Consider the following 16119-nt stretch of genomic DNA (forward strand, 5'->3'; position numbering starts at 1 on the left):
TGCAATGCCCCTGAAGCTGAATGCAACACGGGCAGTGCGTTCGTTGCAATGGCCTGAAGGTGAACGCTATGCTGGGGGCAGTTCGGACCCAGGAAGGAGACCCCCGCGATGCCGGGAGGCAGGCTCACCCAGCAGGAACGCCGGCAGATCGCGCTGGGGCTGGCCGACGGCCACGCCTACGCGGAGATCGCCCGGCGGCTCGACCGCCCCACCTCGACCGTCACCCGCGAGGTGACCCGCAACGGCGGCCCGACCGCCTACCGCGCCGAACTCGCCCACGACGCCACCGAACGGCGGGCCCGGCGTGGGCAGTCGGCACCGCCCGAGACCGCCCCGTACGGCGCGGGACGCGACGCCGCGGCCCTGCGGGCGTACGAGGAGGCGTTCACCGCCGTGCTGGTGCAGTCGGGCGTGCCGCGGATGATGGCGCGGGTTCAGGTCGCCCTCTACACCACCGACACCGGCAGCCTCACCGCCGCCGAGCTGGTGGAGCGGCTGCAGGTCAGCCCGGCGTCGGTCTCCAAGGCGATCGCCTTCCTGGAGGAGCAGGGGCTGGTCCGCCGGGAGCGGGACGAGCGGCGGCGGGAGCGGTACGTGGTGGACGACGACGTGTTCTACCAGGCCACGATGGCCAGCGCCCGGGCCAACGCCCGGCTGGTGGAGACCGCCCGGCAAGGCGTCGCCGTGCTCGGACCCGACACCCCGGCGGCCGCCCGGCTGGAGAACATCGCCCGGTTCCTGGACTTCATCTCCGAGAGCATCACCCGCGCCGCCGAACAGGCCCGCGAGGTGCTCTCCGCCGGGCCCGCGCCGGGCGGGGAGGGCGGGAACGACTGAGGGGCCGTCAGCGACGGCCCCTCGGTTCGACGACGGCGGATCAGATCGACAGGCCCCGGCTGATCAGGTCGATCAGGGCGAAGCCGAACAGCGAGATGCCGACGAAGCCGTTGGTGGAGAAGAACGCCCGGTTGAGCCGGGACAGGTCGTTCGGCTTGACGATGGTGTGCTCGTAGACGAAGGCCCCGGCGACCACCAGGAGCCCCAGCCAGAACGCCGGACCGGCGTCGGTGAGCAGCGCGAACCAGACCAGCAGCACCGTGGTGAGCAGGTGGCAGACCCGGGCGCCGGTGATCGCGGCGGCGACGCCGAACCGGGCGGGGACGGAGCGGACCCCCTGGCCGCGGTCGGCGGCGACGTCCTGGCAGGCGTAGATCAGGTCGAAGCCGCCGATCCAGATGCCGACCGCGAGGCCGAGCACCACGGCGTCCCAGGACCAGGTGCCGGTGACGGCCAGCCAGGCGCCGATCGGGCCCATCGCCTGGGCCAGCCCCAGGATCGCCTGCGGGAAGTCGGTGAACCGCTTGCCGTACGGGTAGACCACCATCGGCACGACGGCGACCGGGGCGAGCAGCAGGCAGAGCGTGTTCAGCATCGCGGCGGCGCCGAGGAAGACCACCAGGGCGACCGCGGAGCCGAGGTAGGCGGTGCGGAGCGACACCGCGCCGGTGACGAGTTCACGCTGCGCGGTGCGCGGGTTCCGGGCGTCGATCTCGCGGTCGATGATCCGGTTGGCGGCCATCGCGAAGGTCCGCAGGCCGATCATGCAGACGGTGACCAGGAGCAGTTCGCCCCAGTGCACGTGCCGGTCGGCGAGGAACATCGCGGTCAGCGCGGCGATGTAGGCGAAGGGCAGCGCGAAGATCGAGTGCTCGATCGCGACCAGGCGCAGGAAGGCGCGGGTCCTGCTCGGCGGGGCCTCGAACGCGTCGGCGGTGGTCACAGTCCGTATTCCTTCCAGCGGCTGGTGACCCGGGCGGCGGTCGCGGGGTCGGAGGCGACCATCTCGGGCCAGCCGCCGTCGCGGGTGTAGCCCTCCTCGGGGAGCTTGCGGGTGGCGTCGATGCCGGCCTTGCCGCCCCAGAACTGCTGGTAGGAGGCGTGGTCCAGGTGATCCACCGGGCCCTCGACGACGGAGAGGTCGCGGCTGTAGTCGACGTTGCCCAGCGCCCGCCAGGCGACTTCCTGGTAGTCGTGCACGTCGCAGTCCGCGTCCACCACGATGATCAGCTTGGTGAGCGACATCATGTGGGCGCCCCAGATCGCGTGCATCACCTTCTGCGCGTGCTTGGGGTACTTCTTGTCGATCGAGACGATCACGCAGTTGTGGAAGCCGCCGGCCTCGGGCAGGTCGTAGTCGACGATGTCCGGGATGATCACCTTGAGCAGCGGCAGGAAGAAGCGCTCGGTGAACTTGCCCAGCGGGCCGTCCTCGGTCGGCGGGCGGCCGACCACGATGGACTGCAGGAGCGGGCGGCGGCGCATCGTGACGCAGTCGATGGTGAGCGCGGGGAACGGCTCCTGCGGCGTGTAGAAGCCGGTGTGGTCGCCGAACGGGCCCTCGGGCAGCATCTTCCCGGGCTCCAGCCAGCCCTCCAGCACCACCTCGGCGTCGGCCGGGACCTGCAGCGGCACCGTCTTGCAGTCGACCATCCGGACCCGCTCCCCCGCCACGAAGCCGGCGAACAGGTACTCGTCGATGTCGCCCGGCAGCGGCGCGGTGGCCGCGTAGGTCACCGCGGGCGGGCAGCCGAAGGCGATGGCGACCGGCAGGCGCTCGCCGCGCTTGGCGGCGACGGCGGCGTGGTTGCGGCTGTCCTTGTGGATCTGCCAGTGCATGCCGATGGTGCGGCTGTCGTGCCGCTGCAGCCGGTACAGGCCGAGGTTGCGGACACCGGAGTCCGGGTCCTTGGTGTGGGTCAGGCCCAGGTTGAAGAACGAGCCGCCGTCCTGCGGCCAGGTGAACAGCGCGGGCAACTGGTCCAGGTCGACGTCCTCACCGGTGAGCACGACCTCGTGCACCGGGGCGTCCTTGACGTTCTTCGGCGGGACGTGCGCCATCGAGGCGAGCTTGCCGAAGGCCTCGCGGAAACCGGTGAAGCCCTGCGGCAGCTCCGGCTTGAGCAGGCCGGCGATCTTCTCCGCGATGTCGTCCGGGGACTTCAGGCCGAGCGCCTTGGACAGCCGCCGCTCGGTGCCGAACACGTTCATGGCCAGCGGCATCGCCGAGCCCTTGACGTTCTCGAAGAGCAGCGCGGGGCCCTTGGCCTTCTGCACCCGGTCGACGATCTCGCCGACCTCCAGATAGGGGTCGACCTCCACCTTGATCCGCTTCAGGTCGCCCTCCCGTTCCAGCGCCCGGAGGAAGGAACGGAGATCGTCGTATGCCATAGGTGTCAGTATCCGACACGGGCTACCCTGAGCCCGCCAAGGGTCCCACCTGAGTGAAGTTTCGGAGCTTGCCGCTGTGCTGAGGATCGTGCCCGTGGTGGCGCTGCTGGCCCTGTGGGTCTGGGCGTTCATCGACTGCCTGACCACGCCCGACGACGAGGTGCGCCACCTGCCCAAGGTGGTGTGGGCGATCGTCGTCCTGCTCTTCCCGCTGGTCGGCTCGATCGCCTGGCTGCTGGTGGGCAAGGACCGCGCCACCGCCCGCCGCGCCGCGACGGCCCGCCCCGCGCAGCCGCCGACCCGGCCGGTCGCCCCCGACGACGACCCGGAGTTCCTGGCCTCGTTGAACCGCGACAACACCGGGGACCGGCAGCACCGCGAGATGCTCCGGCAGTGGGAGGCCGATCTCCGCCGCCGCGAGGACGAACTGCGTCGTGGGAGCGAGTCCGAGGGCGGCGAGGACCACCCCAAGGGCTGATCACGCCCTTTTGGCGCATCCCTACGATCCGAACGCCGTACGTACCCTCCGCACCTCGCCGCCGGCCCCCGTGCGCCCACCCGCGGCGCGGGCCCGGCGACGCCCGCTCCGACGCCCCGCTCATGGCGCTGACCTGCCAAATCGACCCCTCCAGGGGTGCCCGCGACCCCCACCGTCCGGCACCCGCCTCCGGCGACCCACGAGTAGCCCCGTGCGCCCCCTTCTGTGGGGCCTGTACAGCGAACGGCTTCCGACCTTGTACGGAACCGACGCCGAAACGGGACGGCCGGGACTCGTAGTGTCGTAGCAGGAGAGGTGTTCGCAGCCTTACGCGACCTTGGAGTGGTTCGAAATGACGGTCCTGCACGATGCGCCGGTCGGCGGCGAGACCCCGGCCGACGCCCGCAGTCGGGTGGCGGAGCTGCACGAACTGCGCGAGCAGGTCCGCCGCGGCCCCAGCGAGAAGGCCACCGAGGCACAGCACGCCAAGGGCAAGCTGACCGCCCGCGAGCGCATCGAGCTGCTGCTCGACGAGGGCTCCTTCCACGAGGTCGAGCCGCTGCGCCGGCACCGCGCCCAGGGCTTCGGCCTGGAGGCGAAGAAGCCGCACACCGACGGCGTCATCGTCGGCTGGGGCACCGTGCACGGCCGCACCGTCTTCACCTACGCGCACGACTTCCGGATCTTCGGCGGCGCGCTGGGCGAGGCCCACGCGCAGAAGATCCACAAGATCATGGACATGGCCATCGCGGCCGGCGCCCCGCTGGTGTCGCTCAACGACGGCGCCGGCGCCCGCATCCAGGAGGGCGTCACCGCCCTGGCCGGCTACGGCGGCATCTTCCAGCGCAACACCCGCGCCTCCGGTGTGATCCCGCAGATCTCCGTGATGCTCGGCCCGTGCGCCGGCGGCGCGGCGTACTCCCCCGCGCTGACCGACTTCGTCTTCATGGTCCGCGAGACCTCGCAGATGTTCATCACCGGCCCGGACGTCGTCCAGGCCGTGACCGGCGAGAAGATCTCGCAGAACGGCCTCGGCGGCGCGGACGTCCACTCCTCGGTGTCGGGCGTCTCGCACTTCGTCTACGACGACGAGCAGTCCTGCATCGAAGAGGTCCGCTACCTGCTCTCGCTGCTCCCGCAGAACAACCGCGAGATGCCGCCGTCCGTCCCCAACGACGACCCGGTCGAGCGCCGCAACGACTCCCTGCTGGACCTGGTGCCCGCCGACGGCAACCGGCCCTACGACATGCGCAAGGTGATCGAGGAGATCGTCGACCACGGCGAGTACCTCGAGGTGCACGAGCGCTGGGCCACCAACGTGATCTGCGCCCTCGCCCGGGTCGACGGCCACGTGGTCGGCATCATCGCCAACCAGCCGCAGTCGCTGGCCGGCGTCCTCGACATCAACGCCAGCGAGAAGTCCGCGCGCTTCGTGCAGATGTGCGACGCCTTCAACATCCCGCTGGTCACCATGCTCGACGTCCCCGGCTTCCTGCCCGGCGTCGACCAGGAGCACGACGGCATCATCCGGCACGGCGCGAAGCTGCTGTACGCCTACTGCAACGCCACCGTCCCGCGCATCCAGCTGATCCTGCGCAAGGCCTACGGCGGCGCATACATCGTGATGGACTCCCGGTCGATCGGCGCGGACCTGTCGTTCGCCTGGCCCACCAACGAGATCGCCGTGATGGGCGCCGAGGGCGCCGCCAACGTCATCTTCCGCCGCGACATCAACGGGGCCGACGACCCCGAGTCGATGCGCGCCCAGAAGATCAAGGAATACAAGACGGAACTGATGCACCCGTACTACGCGGCCGAACGCGGCCTCGTCGACGACGTCATCGACCCCGCCGAGACCCGCGCCGTCCTCGCCTCCTCGCTGGCCATGCTGCGCACCAAGCACGCCGACCTGCCGAGCCGCAAGCACGGCAACCCGCCGATGTAACGCAGCCTCAAGCGCGCCGAAACCATTCAGACTTCAGACTGGGGGAGAACGGGAACCATGAGCGAACCACTCGTCCGCATCGTCCGCGGCTCGCTGACCACCGAGGAACTGGCCGCCCTGACCGCCGTCCTCGCCGCGAGGCAGGCTGCCGCCGCCGCGGCCACCGCCGTCCAGGCCGCGGAGCCCATCGCCACCTGGTCCCGCCTGGAGCGCCGCCCGGCGTACTTCTCGCCGGTCAGCTGGCAGCAAGCGGCGTAGTTTTTCAGGGGCTCTGGGGGTACCTCCCGGCCCCCCTTGGGGCTGGGGGCGGAACTGCGAGGCGAGTGTCGGACGGTCTGAGCTTGGCTGGGGGTCTTGAAGACCTTCAGCCAGGTTGAGACCGCCAGGCACTCGCCTCGCCGTTCCCCGAGCCCCTTTAAAGACGTGCCTGGTTAAGCCGCAGCCAAGGCCGCAGGCCGGCCTGCGTGCATGGTGGTCAGGTTGGCGGCGAGGCGTTGGGGGTCCTGGGCGAGCCAGAGGCGGACCGCGGCGCCGAGCATGATGCAGGAGGAGCCGAGGCGGACGCCGGTGTTGTGGGCGATCCGCGCGGTGGCGAGGTTGAGCAGGTCCGCGAGTTCGGTGGGGAGCCAGACCGTGAGCGCGCAGGGCGCGGGGTCGGTGATGGCGGCGAGCAGGCGGTAGTCGTCGGCCGTGCAGTGGAGAGTGGGCAAGACGTCCAGCAGCCCGTCGGCGACGACCTCGGAGACGTCGCTGTGGTGGCCCTGGGCGAGCCGTCGCAGCAGGGTTCGCTCGGCGGCGGTGATTCGGACGGTCATGATGACTTCGTCGCACTCCATTGTGCTGCCCTCCTCGCAGACGTGTGAGTGACGTGGCGTCAGATGCCGGCGTACGAGTGCTTGCCGGTGATGAAGATGTTGACGCCGTAGAAGTTGAACAGCCAGCAGGCGAAGGCGAGCAGCGCCAGGTAGGCGGCCTTGCGGCCGCGCCAGCCGGCGGTGGCCCGGGCGTGCAGGTAGGCGGCGTAGACGACCCAGGTGATGAAGGACCAGGTCTCCTTGGGGTCCCACTCCCAGTACTTGCCCCAGGCGGCCTCGGCCCAGATCGCGCCCGCGATGATGGTGAAGGTCCAGAGCGGGAAGATCAGCGCGTTGATCCGGTAGGAGAGCTTGTCCAGGGTGCCGGCGGCGGGCAGGCGCTCCATCAGGTTGGCGGCGCGGACGGTGAGTCCGGCGGCGACGCGGTGCTCGTAGCGGTCCTTGAGCAGGTACGCGGCGGTGGCGACGAACGCGGCGAAGAAGGCGCCGCCGCAGATGGTGGCGGTGGAGACGTGGATGCCCAGCCAGTAGGAGTGCAGGGCGGGGACGAGCTGCTCGGAGTCGGTGTAGAGGACGCTGACGGCGATGCCGAGGATGAGCAGCGCGGCGATCACCACGGGCAGGCCGAGCCAGCGGACGTTCTTCCGGGTGGCCAGCAGGACGACGTAGGCGCCGACCATCATCATGGCGAAGGCGCAGGAGAACTCGTACATGTTGCCCCACGGCCAGCGCATCACCGACAGGCCGCGGGTGAGCACGCCGCCGACGTGCAGCAGCAGGCCGAGGACGGTGAGCGAGACCGCGATCCGGCCGGCCGTGTCGGCCTTCTCGTTGGTGCCGGCCGGGCCGGGGCCGTCGGTGGGGCCGCCGTCGCCGCGGCCGCTGGTGACCGTGGTGGCCCCGGCGTCGGCGAGGGCGGTGCGGGTCAGGGTGGTGGTGCCACCGTTCGCAGCGGCCACCGTGACGGTGACCTTGCGGACGCCCTTGGCCGCGTCGGCGGAGTCGCTGACCGTCTCGGCGAGGGTGGCCTGCTGCGCGGAGCGGACGGCGACGCCGCCCTTGGAGCCGAAGGTCCACTCGAACATCTGGGCGAACATGGCCAGGGTGTAGACGGCCATCGCCGAGTAGATCAGCTTGTTGGAGGTATCGGCCAACTGGGTGTTGACCTGCGCGAGCAGCACCGTCTACTCCTTGGTTTCCGGATCGGCGGGGGCGACGGCGGCCGGGGAGTCGGCTGCGGTCGGTTGGTCGGGGACGGTCGGCAGGGCGTCGGGGTCGGCCGGTGGTTCCTCGGTGGCCGGGGCGTCGTCCTGCAGGTCGACGGCGAGTTCGGCGAGTTCCTCGGCGGTCCGGGCGGACTCGCTGCGGGCCAGGCCGGCCACCTCGACCAGGGTCCGGCCGTCGGGGGTGGCGGTGGCGCGGACCCAGATCCGGCGGCGCTGGACGAAGAGCGAGCCGGCCAGGCCGAGGATCGCGGCGATCGCGCCGATCAGGGCGACGGCGTTGCCGGGGCGGTGGGACACGGTGAAGCTGGCCCACTGCTGGTAGCCGTCGAAGGTGACGGTGCCGTAGCCGTTCGGCAGCTCCCAGCCCTGGCCGACCCTGAGCCGGGCCTTGGCGGGTTCGCCGTTGACCTGGAGCTGGGTCATCGCCTTGGTGTCGAGCTGGTACACGTTCTGCGGCAGGCCGCTGTCGGTGCGCAGGTCGCCGGCGTAGGCGGTGATCACCAGCATCGGGTCGGCGGCGCCGGGGAACAGCGAGATCGGACCGGTCTTCTCGAAGTCCGGCGGCGCGGTCGGCAGGAAGAAGCCCTGGAAGGCGAGTTGGGTCTTGGTGCCGTTGGCGTCGGCCCCGTAGTCGTTGACCTTGATCACGCCGGGCGAGGTGAGGTTGGCGTCGCGCGGCAGGAACGGCGTCGGGCCGCGGTAGACGATCTCGTTCTTCGCGTTCCGGACGGTGACCACCGGGGCGTAGCCGTGGCCGATCAGGAAGACCTTGGAACCGCCGATCTCCAGCGGGTGGTTGACCTGGATCTCGGCGTTCTTCAGCTTGCTGGCGTCCTCGCCGGTCCAGTACCGGATGTGCGCGGTGAACTCGCGGGCGCTGCCGGCCTGGTCGCCGCTGGTCTGGTAGCGGGCGGTGAAGCCGTCCAGCTTGAAGCCGAACGGGTCGAGGTCGTCCACGCCGTAGAAGGCGGAGCCGGAGAAGTCGTCGAGCTGGGTGGTGGTGTTGGAGTAGCCCTGGCCCTCCAGCACCAGCTTGCCGCCCTGGCCGCTGGCCAGGCTGGCCCAGCCGAAGCCGATCAGCAGGGCGAACAGCGCGAAGTGGAAGAGCAGGTTGCCGACCTCGCGCAGGTAGCCCTTCTCGGCGGCGACCGAGCCGGTGTCGGCGGCGGCCCGGAAGCCGCGCTTCTTCAGCAGGCGGTGGGCGGCGGCGTTGACCGTCTCCGCGTCGGCGTCGGTGTGCCAGGCGGCGTAGACCGGCATCCGGGCCAGGTTGCGGGGCGCGGTCGGGGGCTGGGCGCGCAGCACGCCGACGAACTGCCAGGTGCGCGGGACGATGCAGCCGGCCAGCGAGACGAACAGCAGGATGTAGATCGCGGAGAACCACACCGAGCTGTAGACGTCGAAGAGTTGGATCTTCTCGAAGAACGGCGTGATGCCCTTGTGGGCGTTCTTCCAGTCGATGACCTTGAGCTGGTTGGGGCCGTTCTGCGGGATCAGCGAGCCGGGGATGGCCGCCAGCGAGAGCAGGAAGAGCAGGATCAGCGCGACCCGCATCGAGGTGAGCTGGCGCCAGGTCCAGCGCAGCCAGCCGAACACGCCTATGCCGACCGGGGCGTCCGTCTCCTCGGGCGCCGTGCTGAGCCGTTCCGCCTCGGCGGCGTCGTCGGGCGCCTGCGGGGTGGTCTTGGTGTCGCTCACGGGTCAGATTCCGATCGAGAAGTCTTCGGTGAGGTACTGGAGCTGGTTGACCATCGAGTCCCAGGCCCCGGTCACCAGCAGCAGGCCGACCGCGACGAGCATGCCGCCGCCGATCCGCATCACCCACTGGTAGTGCTGCTTGATCCAGCCGAAGGCGCCCAGCGCCTTGCGGAAGGCCAGGGCGGCCAGGATGAACGGTACGCCGAGGCCCAGGCAGTAGACGGCCATCAGCAGTGCGCCACGCGCGGCACTGGCCTGGTTGATGGAGAGTGAGTTGATCGCCGCCATGGTCGGTCCGATGCACGGGGTCCAGCCGACGCCGAACACCAGGCCGAGCAGCGGGGCGCCGACCAGGCCGACCGCCGGGCGGCGGTGGGTGCGGAGCTCGCGCATGGTGAAGCCGGGCAGCAGGCCCATGAAGGCCAGGCCCATCAGCACCGTGAAGACGCCCATCACGACCGAGATGGTGCGCCGGTGGGCCAGCAGGGTCTGCCCGAAGGAGCCGAACAGGGCGCCCTCGGAGACGAAGACCGCGCCGAAGCCGAGGATGAACAGCGCCGAGCCGAGCAGCATCCGGCCGCGCCGGGAGCCGCGGGCGTCGGCCAGGTCGGCGGCGGAGAATCCGGTGACGTAGCTGAGGTAGCCCGGGACCAGCGGGAGGACGCAGGGCGAGAAGAAGGAGACCAGTCCGGCGGCCAGCGCGATCGGCAGCGCGAGCAGCAGGGCGCCGCTGCCGACGGTCTCGTTGTATCCGACGGCGGCGGCCAACTGGACGGCCGTGGCGGTCACTTGGACTCCGCGAGGACCGGCTTCAGCATCGTCTCCAGATCCTCGGCGGAGAGTGCGTGCATGGCCCGGGCGGCGAGCCTGCCGTCCCGGTCGACCACGATGGTGGTCGGGATGGACTGCGGGTTGAGGCTGCCCTTGGGGAACTTGAGGATCTGGGTGCCGTCCGGGTCGTAGATGCTCGGGTAGGTCACGCCGAAGTTCCGCTCGAAGGCGACCGCGTTGGCCGGGTCGGTGTCGCGGGTGTTGATGCCGAGGAACTGCACGTCCTGGTCGGCGTACTTCTGCGAGACCTCCTGCAGGCCCTTGGCCTCGGCCCGGCAGGGGCTGCACCAGGAGCCCCAGATGTTGAGCACGACCACCTTGCCGCGGTAGTCGGAGAGCTTGAGCGAGCCGGTGCCGTCCAGCCCGGTCCCGGTGACGTCCGGGGCGGCGGCGCGCTTGCCGGTGGCGGCGGTGTCGATGCCGCCCTTGCCGGTGACGAAACCCGTCGAACCGTCGCCGCTCACGGACCCCGAACTGGAGCACCCGGCGAGGGCGAGGGCCGCGAGGAGCGTGGCGGCGAGGGCGATACGACGGCTGGACGTCCGAGACATGTGAAAAGTTTCGCATGGCTCTCCAGGCCGTTTCCGGGGGGTCCGGCCTTGTCGACCGGACCCCCCGTGACCTGCGGCTTCTCCGCTTATGATCGTCTTATTCCGGACATTTCACCGCGCCCGGCGCTTACCCGCGGCGGCCCGGTGTGAGCTACGCCCCGAAGCTCTTGCCGACCGGCTTGTCGCCCTTCTTCCCCTTGCCGATCAGGTGGGCCGGCAGCAGGTCCCGGGCCGGCTCGCGGTAGCCGATCGAGACGATCCGGTCACCCTCGTAGGTGAAGCTGGTCAGCGAGGCCAGCGAGCACTGCCGGCGGCGCGGGTCGTGCCACAGCCGGCGGCGCTCGGCGAACGAGCGGACGGTCCAGATCGGCAGCTGGTGGCTGACCACCACCGCCTCGTGCCCGCGCGCGGCGTCCCGGGCGGCGGCCAGGCCGCGCATCATCCGCACCGCCTGGTCGATGTACGGCTCGCCCCAGGACGGCTTGAACGGGTTGGTGAGGTACCGCCAGTACGCGGGGTTGCGCAGCGAGCCGTCGCCGACGCCGAAGGTCTTGCCCTCGAAGATGTTCTCCGCCTCCAGCAGCCGCGGGTCGGCGGCCACCTCCAGGCCGTGCACCTTGGCGATCGGCTCGGCGGTCTCCTGGGCGCGCTCCAGCGGGGAGGCCACCACGTGGGTGATGTCCCGGTCGGCGAGGTGCTCGGCCACCCGGTCCGCCATCTGCCGCCCCAGCTCGGAGAGGTGATAGCCCGGCAGGCGCCCGTACAGGATGCCCTCCGGGTTGTGCACCTCGCCGTGCCGCATCAGGTGGACGACGGTGATGTCCTTGTCCTGGCCCTGCTCGCTCACTTGGACTCCTCGGTGGCCTCGGCGGCGGCGCGGGCGGCGGCGGGCAGGGCGGCGGCGATCCGCTCGACCGCGCGCTCGTCGTGCGCGGCCGAGACGAACCAGGACTCGAAGGCCGACGGCGGCAGGTAGACGCCCTGGCTGAGCATCGAGTGGAAGAAGCCGTTGAAGCGGAACGCCTGCTGGGTGCGCGCCTCGTCGTAGTTGGTGACGGCCTGGTCGGTGAAGAACACCGAGAACATGCTGCCCGCGGTCTGCAGCCGGTGCGCCACGCCCTCCTTGGTGAGCGCCTCGGTCACCAGGCCGGAGACCTCGGCGGCGACCCGGTCGACGGTGGCGTACACCTCGTCGGTGCAGTGCCGCAGCTGGGCCAGGCCCGCGGCGGTGGCCACCGGGTTACCGGACAGCGTGCCGGCCTGGTAGACCGGGCCGGCCGGGGCGAGGTGGGCCATCACGTCGGCGCGGCCGCCGAAGGCCGCGGCGGGGAAGCCGCCGCCCATCACCTTGCCGAAGGTGAGCAGGTCCGGAGCCCAGCCCTCGTGCGCGGCCTCCAGGCCGTACCAGCCGGACCGGGACACCCGGAAGCCGGTCATCACCTCGTCGGAGATGAACAACGCGCCGTTCTCGCGGCAGAGTTCGGACAGGCCGCGGTTGAAGCCGGGCAGCGGCGGGACCACGCCCATGTTGCCGGGCGAGGCCTCGGTGATCACGCAGGCGATCTCGCCGGGGTTCGCGGCGAAGGCGGCGCGCACCGCGTCCAGGTCGTTGTAGGGGAGCACGATGGTGTCGCCGGCCTGCGCACCGGTGACGCCCGGGGTGTCCGGCAGGCCGAAGGTGGCGACGCCGGAGCCGGCCGCGACGAGCAGCGCGTCCACGTGACCGTGGTAACAGCCGGCGAACTTCACCACCTTGGCGCGGCCGGTGAAGCCGCGGGCCAGCCGGATCGCCGACATGGTGGCCTCGGTACCGGAGGAGACCAGCCGGACCTGCTCGACCGGGGCAATCCGGTCGACGATCTCCTCGCCCAGCTCGACCTCGCCCTGGCCGGGCGTGCCGAACGAGGTGCCGCGGGCGACCGCCTGCTGCACCGCCTCGATCACCGCCGGGTGGGCGTGCCCGAGCAGCATCGGGCCCCAGGAACAGACCAGGTCGACGTACTCGCGGCCGTCGGCGTCGGTCAGGTAGGGGCCGGTGCCGGACACCATGAAACGGGGCGTGCCGCCGACCGCGCGGAAGGCCCGCACCGGAGAGTTGACGCCGCCGGGGGTGACCGCCAAGGCGCGCTCGAACAGCGACTGGGACTGGGGGGCTTCGTACGGGTAGCTCATCTGCTCGCTCATCCGGAGGGTCCGCGGGGTGGCTTACCCGGACATGCTCTCAAATCGTGTCCTTGCTTATTGCATCTCGGGCCCGATCATCTGGAACGATGATCCGTGTGCTGCTCCCCTCACTGGCTGTGTCGAAGGTAAGGTCGGTGGAGGTCGGCTCGTGTAGCACGACAGCAGACGGGTAAGGGGCATGTTCGGAGGGCACCGGACATGCGGGGGGTCTGTCGATTCCGGCGAATTCCGGTGAGGATGGTCCGAGTGTCCGAGACGCAGGACGGTTTCGACGAGGCCGCGGGTCGCTCCCGCAGGCCCGGCGAAGCCGGCGGGGGTACGGGAACGGGCAGGGGAAGGAGGGGCGAGGGCAGAGTGGGGGTCACCTACAAGTACTTCGGCGCACCCGACCGGGCCACCGCCGCCAGAGTCCCCACCGCCCTCGGTCCCGGCGGCCTCGGCCTGGAGGCCGGCGAACTCGGAGCCCTGGGACGGCTCGGCGACCTGATGGAGACCAGCGGCTCCCTCAACGGGCACCTCTCCACCAAGATCAAGCCGGAGACCATGAGCGCGATGGTCCTCACCGGCATCCAGGGCGTCGCGCTGCACCAGGTGCCGCCGCTCGAACTGGTCGTGCTGCACCCGGACTACGCCGTCGTCCAGCTCCCGCACACCGTCGTCGAGCCCCTCCGCAAGGCCGACGAGACCGAGCTCGGCGCCGCCGCCTTCATCTGGTCCACCGTCCCCGACCGCCGGGGCCCGCGCGACGCCTTCGTCATCTACCAGATGCTCCACGAGTGGCAGGACTTCGCGAACCGCCTGCACGACGCCGGCCACCAGCTGTACTGCCTGGTCTGGCCCTGACCTTCGGCGCGATCAACGCCGTGCCGGGTCCAGGTCATTCGCGTTCGCGTGACCACTCGGTCTCGGCCTGCGGCTCGCCGTCGGCACCGGTCCCTTCCCAGAGGCGGACCCTGACGGCGCGGGGGCCGGGCGCGGGTCGGGAGAGGGTGCGGACGAAGACGTCCCGGAGGTGGTTGGCCGCGCGCTGCGGCGGACCGTCGTAGTCCAGCGGGTTCGACACCTGCGTCTCGTCCTGCCGGGACCAGCGGCCGTCGTCGTCCTGGGTCTCCAGAATCCACCGGTAGCGCCGCATCGTGGCCTCCTGGGACGACGGTCCTGCCTCGACCACGACCGTACGAGGCGGGCGGGCGGACAGCGACCGGGGACGTCGGGCGGCGGCGGTGTCACGATGGAAGGGAGGGGTGGAGGGAGGCCGACGATGGCACTGGTGCTGTTCCTCGTCATCGTGGCGATCGTGCTCGGACTGGTGGGTGTCGCCGCCGACGGTCTGACCTACCTGCTGTTCATCGGTATCGCCGTACTGATCGTCGCGCTGGCGCTCGCCGCCGTCCGGTTCCGGCGCGGCGGCCGATCCGCGGACCGCTGAATGCCCTGCCGGGTTTGCGAGCCCGGCCGAGAGTAGCCTGGACCTCACCGAAGGCGCTTCGCATGCCGGCACCGGACACTGGCGTCGTCTCCGGCGTACGGCGATCCCGGACCCGGTTGCGGTCGGGTTCGGAGACAGGTCGTTGACCATGACTGTGATCGACCGGGCGACGACGCCTGCCGCCCCTGAGTGTCGGCTGCGGCTCTCCCTGGCACCGGACGGCACCCGGTCCGGTGCGCTGGACGGAGCCTGGTGGCCCCGATCGTGCGACCTTCCGCTCGAACTCCCTTCCCTGGCCGCCGAACTGGGCAAGCGATGGGGCCGGGTCGCCCGGATCACCGTGAACCCCGCCCAGTGGTCCGCCGTCCCCCGCCGCATCCCCGTCGCCGGCCACACCGTCCACGCGAACCACACCGTCCACGCGGGCCGGCTCACCACCGTGCAGGACCAGCACACGATCTCGGTCCGCACGCACCTTCCCCACCGGCTGACCCTGCTGGTCGTCCCGCCGCGGACGGGTGCCGTCGAGGCCGCCCGGCTGATGGCCGAGGCCGCCGATCCCGCGAACACCCGGACCGCGAGCGAGCTGCTCGCCGTTGGGGCGAGCGCCGGCGCGCCCGACCGGCGCGGAATCGCCTGGCCGGTCCGCGACCCCTCGGCCTCGACCTGGGGCTCCGCCCGTTGGTGCGACCCGTCCTTCCCGCCCGGGCCCGCCGACACGGACCCGGCCCACCGCCGCTGACGGTCCGTCCGACCCCTGGCTCGGCGGCGGATCGCCGTCAGTACTCGGAGCCGCTTCGCAGGTAGGTACCGGCGACCTGCAGCCAGGCTCCGCGGCCGAAGCACGTCTCGATCCGGTGCGGGGTGTCCTCGAAGACCCGCAGGATGCGCAGCGCGCCGCTCGGGTGGAGGTCGTACTCGAAGGTGACGCCGTCGTCCGCGCCGTCCTCGAACTGCAGGTCCAACGGCCCCTTCGACGGCTCCGCCGGCGCCCGGGCCTCGGCTGAGAGCTTCACGTAGACGGACATCTCCTCGTCCCGCCTTTCCTGTCTGCCCGGGGTGCCCGACCCGTGTGACCTGGTCTCAGGTCGCGTCCGCCGGTGGCGCGGAACCGATCCCGGTGGTGACCAGGATCTGTTGCGCCGAGTCGGTTCCGCCGGCCAGGACGGCACGTGCCATCGCGGCCAGCGCCGCCTCCTGGCTTGCCTGCGGCGGGACGACGAGCAGGCTGAAGTGATCGCGGTCGCCCCGGGTGATGATCACGGTGTCGTCGCCGACCGGGTACCGGTCGATGTGCACCGGCCGCCCGTCGACGACCAGCCGGGGCGGGATGTCGTCCCAGGCGTCAGCGTCGAGACCGATGCTCGCGACCGGGCCGAGGTGTTCCGTCAGGGCTCTGACCAGGCCGGGCAGCTCCGCGGCGACGTCGCGGGAACGCGGCCACCACGCGCCGTCGAGCGTGCCCTCGCGTGACTGCGTGGTCTTCAGCCGCAACAGCATCGTCCCGGGCTTCGCCGCTTGCTCGAACCGGTCGGGCAGGAGCCCGCGCTGGGGCGATGCGGTGCTGTCCGACATGGCTCGCCACCTGTCCACCGGCACAGACCCGGCCCGCTGCGTGTGCGCCGACCCCTGGGGAGCGGCAGCTCGGGCTGCCCCGGCTGTTCCACCGTACTCCGCCCGCGCCGGGCCGGTCCGACCCGGCGGGGGCCGCCGGCGTCCGGCCGGGGAAGTCGC

19 protein-coding genes are annotated in these 16119 nt (G+C 71.2%); 7 read left to right on the plus strand and 12 right to left on the minus strand.

Annotation, left to right across the window (positions count from 1 at the left end; genetic code table 11):
• Positions 1–108: 108 nt before the first annotated feature.
• Positions 109–837 carry a helix-turn-helix domain-containing protein gene (locus AB0K51_RS06625; protein ID WP_363451225.1) on the plus strand — a complete coding sequence of 243 codons (729 nt, stop codon included), beginning with the start codon at positions 109–111 and terminating at the stop codon, positions 835–837.
• A gap of 40 nt (positions 838–877) precedes the next feature.
• On the opposite strand, the gene mqnP is transcribed toward AB0K51_RS06625, so the two are convergent.
• Entirely contained in the window at positions 878–1780 is a 903-nt protein-coding gene (gene mqnP / locus AB0K51_RS06630) for a menaquinone biosynthesis prenyltransferase MqnP (RefSeq protein ID WP_363451227.1), read from the minus strand.
• Positions 1777–3228 (minus strand): menaquinone biosynthesis decarboxylase, encoded by a 1452-nt coding sequence (locus AB0K51_RS06635; protein WP_363451229.1) that lies wholly within the window; start codon positions 3226–3228, stop codon positions 1777–1779. Before AB0K51_RS06635 ends, mqnP begins: the two co-directional genes overlap by 4 nt.
• A gap of 76 nt (positions 3229–3304) precedes the next feature.
• On the opposite strand from AB0K51_RS06635, the gene AB0K51_RS06640 reads away from it, so the two are divergent.
• The 3 genes from AB0K51_RS06640 (at position 3305) to AB0K51_RS06650 (ending at position 5909) form a co-directional block, all read left to right on the plus strand.
• The gene (locus AB0K51_RS06640; protein WP_363451231.1) at positions 3305–3706 is read left to right on the plus strand and encodes a PLD nuclease N-terminal domain-containing protein; all 402 of its coding nucleotides are present in this window, start codon (positions 3305–3307) and stop codon (positions 3704–3706) included.
• 352 nt (positions 3707–4058) lie between these two features.
• Positions 4059–5651, plus strand: coding sequence for an acyl-CoA carboxylase subunit beta (locus AB0K51_RS06645; RefSeq protein WP_363451233.1), 1593 nt, complete (start codon positions 4059–4061; stop codon positions 5649–5651).
• Between the two features lie 57 nt (positions 5652–5708).
• On the plus strand, positions 5709–5909 hold the full coding sequence (locus AB0K51_RS06650; protein WP_363451235.1) for an acyl-CoA carboxylase epsilon subunit: 201 nt from the start codon (positions 5709–5711) through the stop codon (positions 5907–5909).
• A 173-nt stretch (positions 5910–6082) separates the two neighbouring features.
• On the opposite strand, the gene AB0K51_RS06655 is transcribed toward AB0K51_RS06650, so the two are convergent.
• From AB0K51_RS06655 to hemL, 7 genes are all read right to left on the minus strand, one after another.
• On the minus strand, positions 6083–6466 hold the full coding sequence (locus AB0K51_RS06655; RefSeq protein ID WP_363451237.1) for a hypothetical protein: 384 nt from the start codon (positions 6464–6466) through the stop codon (positions 6083–6085).
• 59 nt (positions 6467–6525) lie between these two features.
• Entirely contained in the window at positions 6526–7647 is a 1122-nt protein-coding gene (gene ccsB / locus AB0K51_RS06660; protein ID WP_363451239.1) for a c-type cytochrome biogenesis protein CcsB, read from the minus strand.
• Between the two features lie 3 nt (positions 7648–7650).
• The gene (locus AB0K51_RS06665; protein ID WP_363451241.1) at positions 7651–9390 is read right to left on the minus strand and encodes a cytochrome c biogenesis protein ResB; all 1740 of its coding nucleotides are present in this window, start codon (positions 9388–9390) and stop codon (positions 7651–7653) included.
• Positions 9391–9393: 3 nt separating this feature from the next.
• Positions 9394–10179 carry a cytochrome c biogenesis protein CcdA gene (locus tag AB0K51_RS06670; protein WP_363451243.1) on the minus strand — a complete coding sequence of 262 codons (786 nt, stop codon included), beginning with the start codon at positions 10177–10179 and terminating at the stop codon, positions 9394–9396.
• Positions 10176–10772, minus strand: coding sequence for a TlpA disulfide reductase family protein (locus AB0K51_RS06675; protein WP_363451245.1), 597 nt, complete (start codon positions 10770–10772; stop codon positions 10176–10178). The genes AB0K51_RS06670 and AB0K51_RS06675 overlap by 4 nt, the downstream gene beginning before the upstream one ends.
• Positions 10773–10923: 151 nt before the next feature.
• Positions 10924–11574: a histidine phosphatase family protein gene (locus tag AB0K51_RS06680; RefSeq protein WP_363451424.1), complete on the minus strand. Its 651-nt coding sequence runs from the start codon at positions 11572–11574 to the stop codon at positions 10924–10926.
• 41 nt (positions 11575–11615) lie between these two features.
• Positions 11616–12956 (minus strand): glutamate-1-semialdehyde 2,1-aminomutase, encoded by a 1341-nt coding sequence (gene hemL, locus AB0K51_RS06685; protein WP_363451247.1) that lies wholly within the window; start codon positions 12954–12956, stop codon positions 11616–11618.
• Positions 12957–13310: 354 nt separating this feature from the next.
• Here hemL and AB0K51_RS06690 point away from each other — a divergent pair, with 354 nt between their 5' ends.
• Entirely contained in the window at positions 13311–13799 is a 489-nt protein-coding gene (locus AB0K51_RS06690) for a hypothetical protein (protein ID WP_363451249.1), read from the plus strand.
• 34 nt (positions 13800–13833) lie between these two features.
• Here AB0K51_RS06690 and AB0K51_RS06695 read toward each other — a convergent pair whose 3' ends face one another.
• Complete coding sequence (locus AB0K51_RS06695) at positions 13834–14091, minus strand: hypothetical protein (RefSeq protein WP_363451252.1); 258 nt, start codon at positions 14089–14091, stop codon at positions 13834–13836.
• A 126-nt stretch (positions 14092–14217) separates the two neighbouring features.
• Here AB0K51_RS06695 and AB0K51_RS06700 point away from each other — a divergent pair, with 126 nt between their 5' ends.
• Both AB0K51_RS06700 and AB0K51_RS06705 read left to right on the plus strand, forming a co-directional pair.
• Positions 14218–14385: a hypothetical protein gene (locus tag AB0K51_RS06700; protein ID WP_363451254.1), complete on the plus strand. Its 168-nt coding sequence runs from the start codon at positions 14218–14220 to the stop codon at positions 14383–14385.
• A gap of 148 nt (positions 14386–14533) precedes the next feature.
• On the plus strand, positions 14534–15127 hold the full coding sequence (locus tag AB0K51_RS06705; RefSeq protein WP_363451256.1) for a DUF5994 family protein: 594 nt from the start codon (positions 14534–14536) through the stop codon (positions 15125–15127).
• A 37-nt stretch (positions 15128–15164) separates the two neighbouring features.
• Here AB0K51_RS06705 and AB0K51_RS06710 read toward each other — a convergent pair whose 3' ends face one another.
• Together AB0K51_RS06710 and AB0K51_RS06715 are read right to left on the minus strand one after the other, a co-directional pair.
• Positions 15165–15413: a hypothetical protein gene (locus AB0K51_RS06710; protein ID WP_363451258.1), complete on the minus strand. Its 249-nt coding sequence runs from the start codon at positions 15411–15413 to the stop codon at positions 15165–15167.
• Between the two features lie 55 nt (positions 15414–15468).
• Positions 15469–15960, minus strand: coding sequence for a DUF5994 family protein (locus tag AB0K51_RS06715; protein WP_363451259.1), 492 nt, complete (start codon positions 15958–15960; stop codon positions 15469–15471).
• Positions 15961–16119: the final 159 nt, after the last annotated feature.

The sequence above is a fragment of the Kitasatospora sp. NPDC049285 genome (assembly GCF_040678815.1).
In the GTDB taxonomy this organism is placed as follows: Bacteria; Actinomycetota; Actinomycetes; order Streptomycetales; family Streptomycetaceae; genus Kitasatospora.

Coding starts and splice junctions, on each gene's coding strand:
- AB0K51_RS06700 (WP_363451254.1), top strand. CDS start 14,218: ATGGCACTGGTGCTGTTCCTCGTCATCGTGGCGATCGTGCTCGGACTG.
- AB0K51_RS06695 (WP_363451252.1), bottom strand. CDS start 14,091: ATGCGGCGCTACCGGTGGATTCTGGAGACCCAGGACGACGACGGCCGC.
- AB0K51_RS06715 (WP_363451259.1), bottom strand. CDS start 15,960: ATGTCGGACAGCACCGCATCGCCCCAGCGCGGGCTCCTGCCCGACCGG.
- AB0K51_RS06705 (WP_363451256.1), top strand. CDS start 14,534: ATGACTGTGATCGACCGGGCGACGACGCCTGCCGCCCCTGAGTGTCGG.
- AB0K51_RS06645 (WP_363451233.1), top strand. CDS start 4,059: ATGACGGTCCTGCACGATGCGCCGGTCGGCGGCGAGACCCCGGCCGAC.
- AB0K51_RS06675 (WP_363451245.1), bottom strand. CDS start 10,772: ATGTCTCGGACGTCCAGCCGTCGTATCGCCCTCGCCGCCACGCTCCTC.
- AB0K51_RS06680 (WP_363451424.1), bottom strand. CDS start 11,574: ATGCGGCACGGCGAGGTGCACAACCCGGAGGGCATCCTGTACGGGCGC.
- AB0K51_RS06625 (WP_363451225.1), top strand. CDS start 109: ATGCCGGGAGGCAGGCTCACCCAGCAGGAACGCCGGCAGATCGCGCTG.
- hemL (WP_363451247.1), bottom strand. CDS start 12,956: ATGAGCGAGCAGATGAGCTACCCGTACGAAGCCCCCCAGTCCCAGTCG.
- AB0K51_RS06655 (WP_363451237.1), bottom strand. CDS start 6,466: ATGACCGTCCGAATCACCGCCGCCGAGCGAACCCTGCTGCGACGGCTC.
- AB0K51_RS06710 (WP_363451258.1), bottom strand. CDS start 15,413: ATGTCCGTCTACGTGAAGCTCTCAGCCGAGGCCCGGGCGCCGGCGGAG.
- AB0K51_RS06650 (WP_363451235.1), top strand. CDS start 5,709: ATGAGCGAACCACTCGTCCGCATCGTCCGCGGCTCGCTGACCACCGAG.
- AB0K51_RS06635 (WP_363451229.1), bottom strand. CDS start 3,228: ATGGCATACGACGATCTCCGTTCCTTCCTCCGGGCGCTGGAACGGGAG.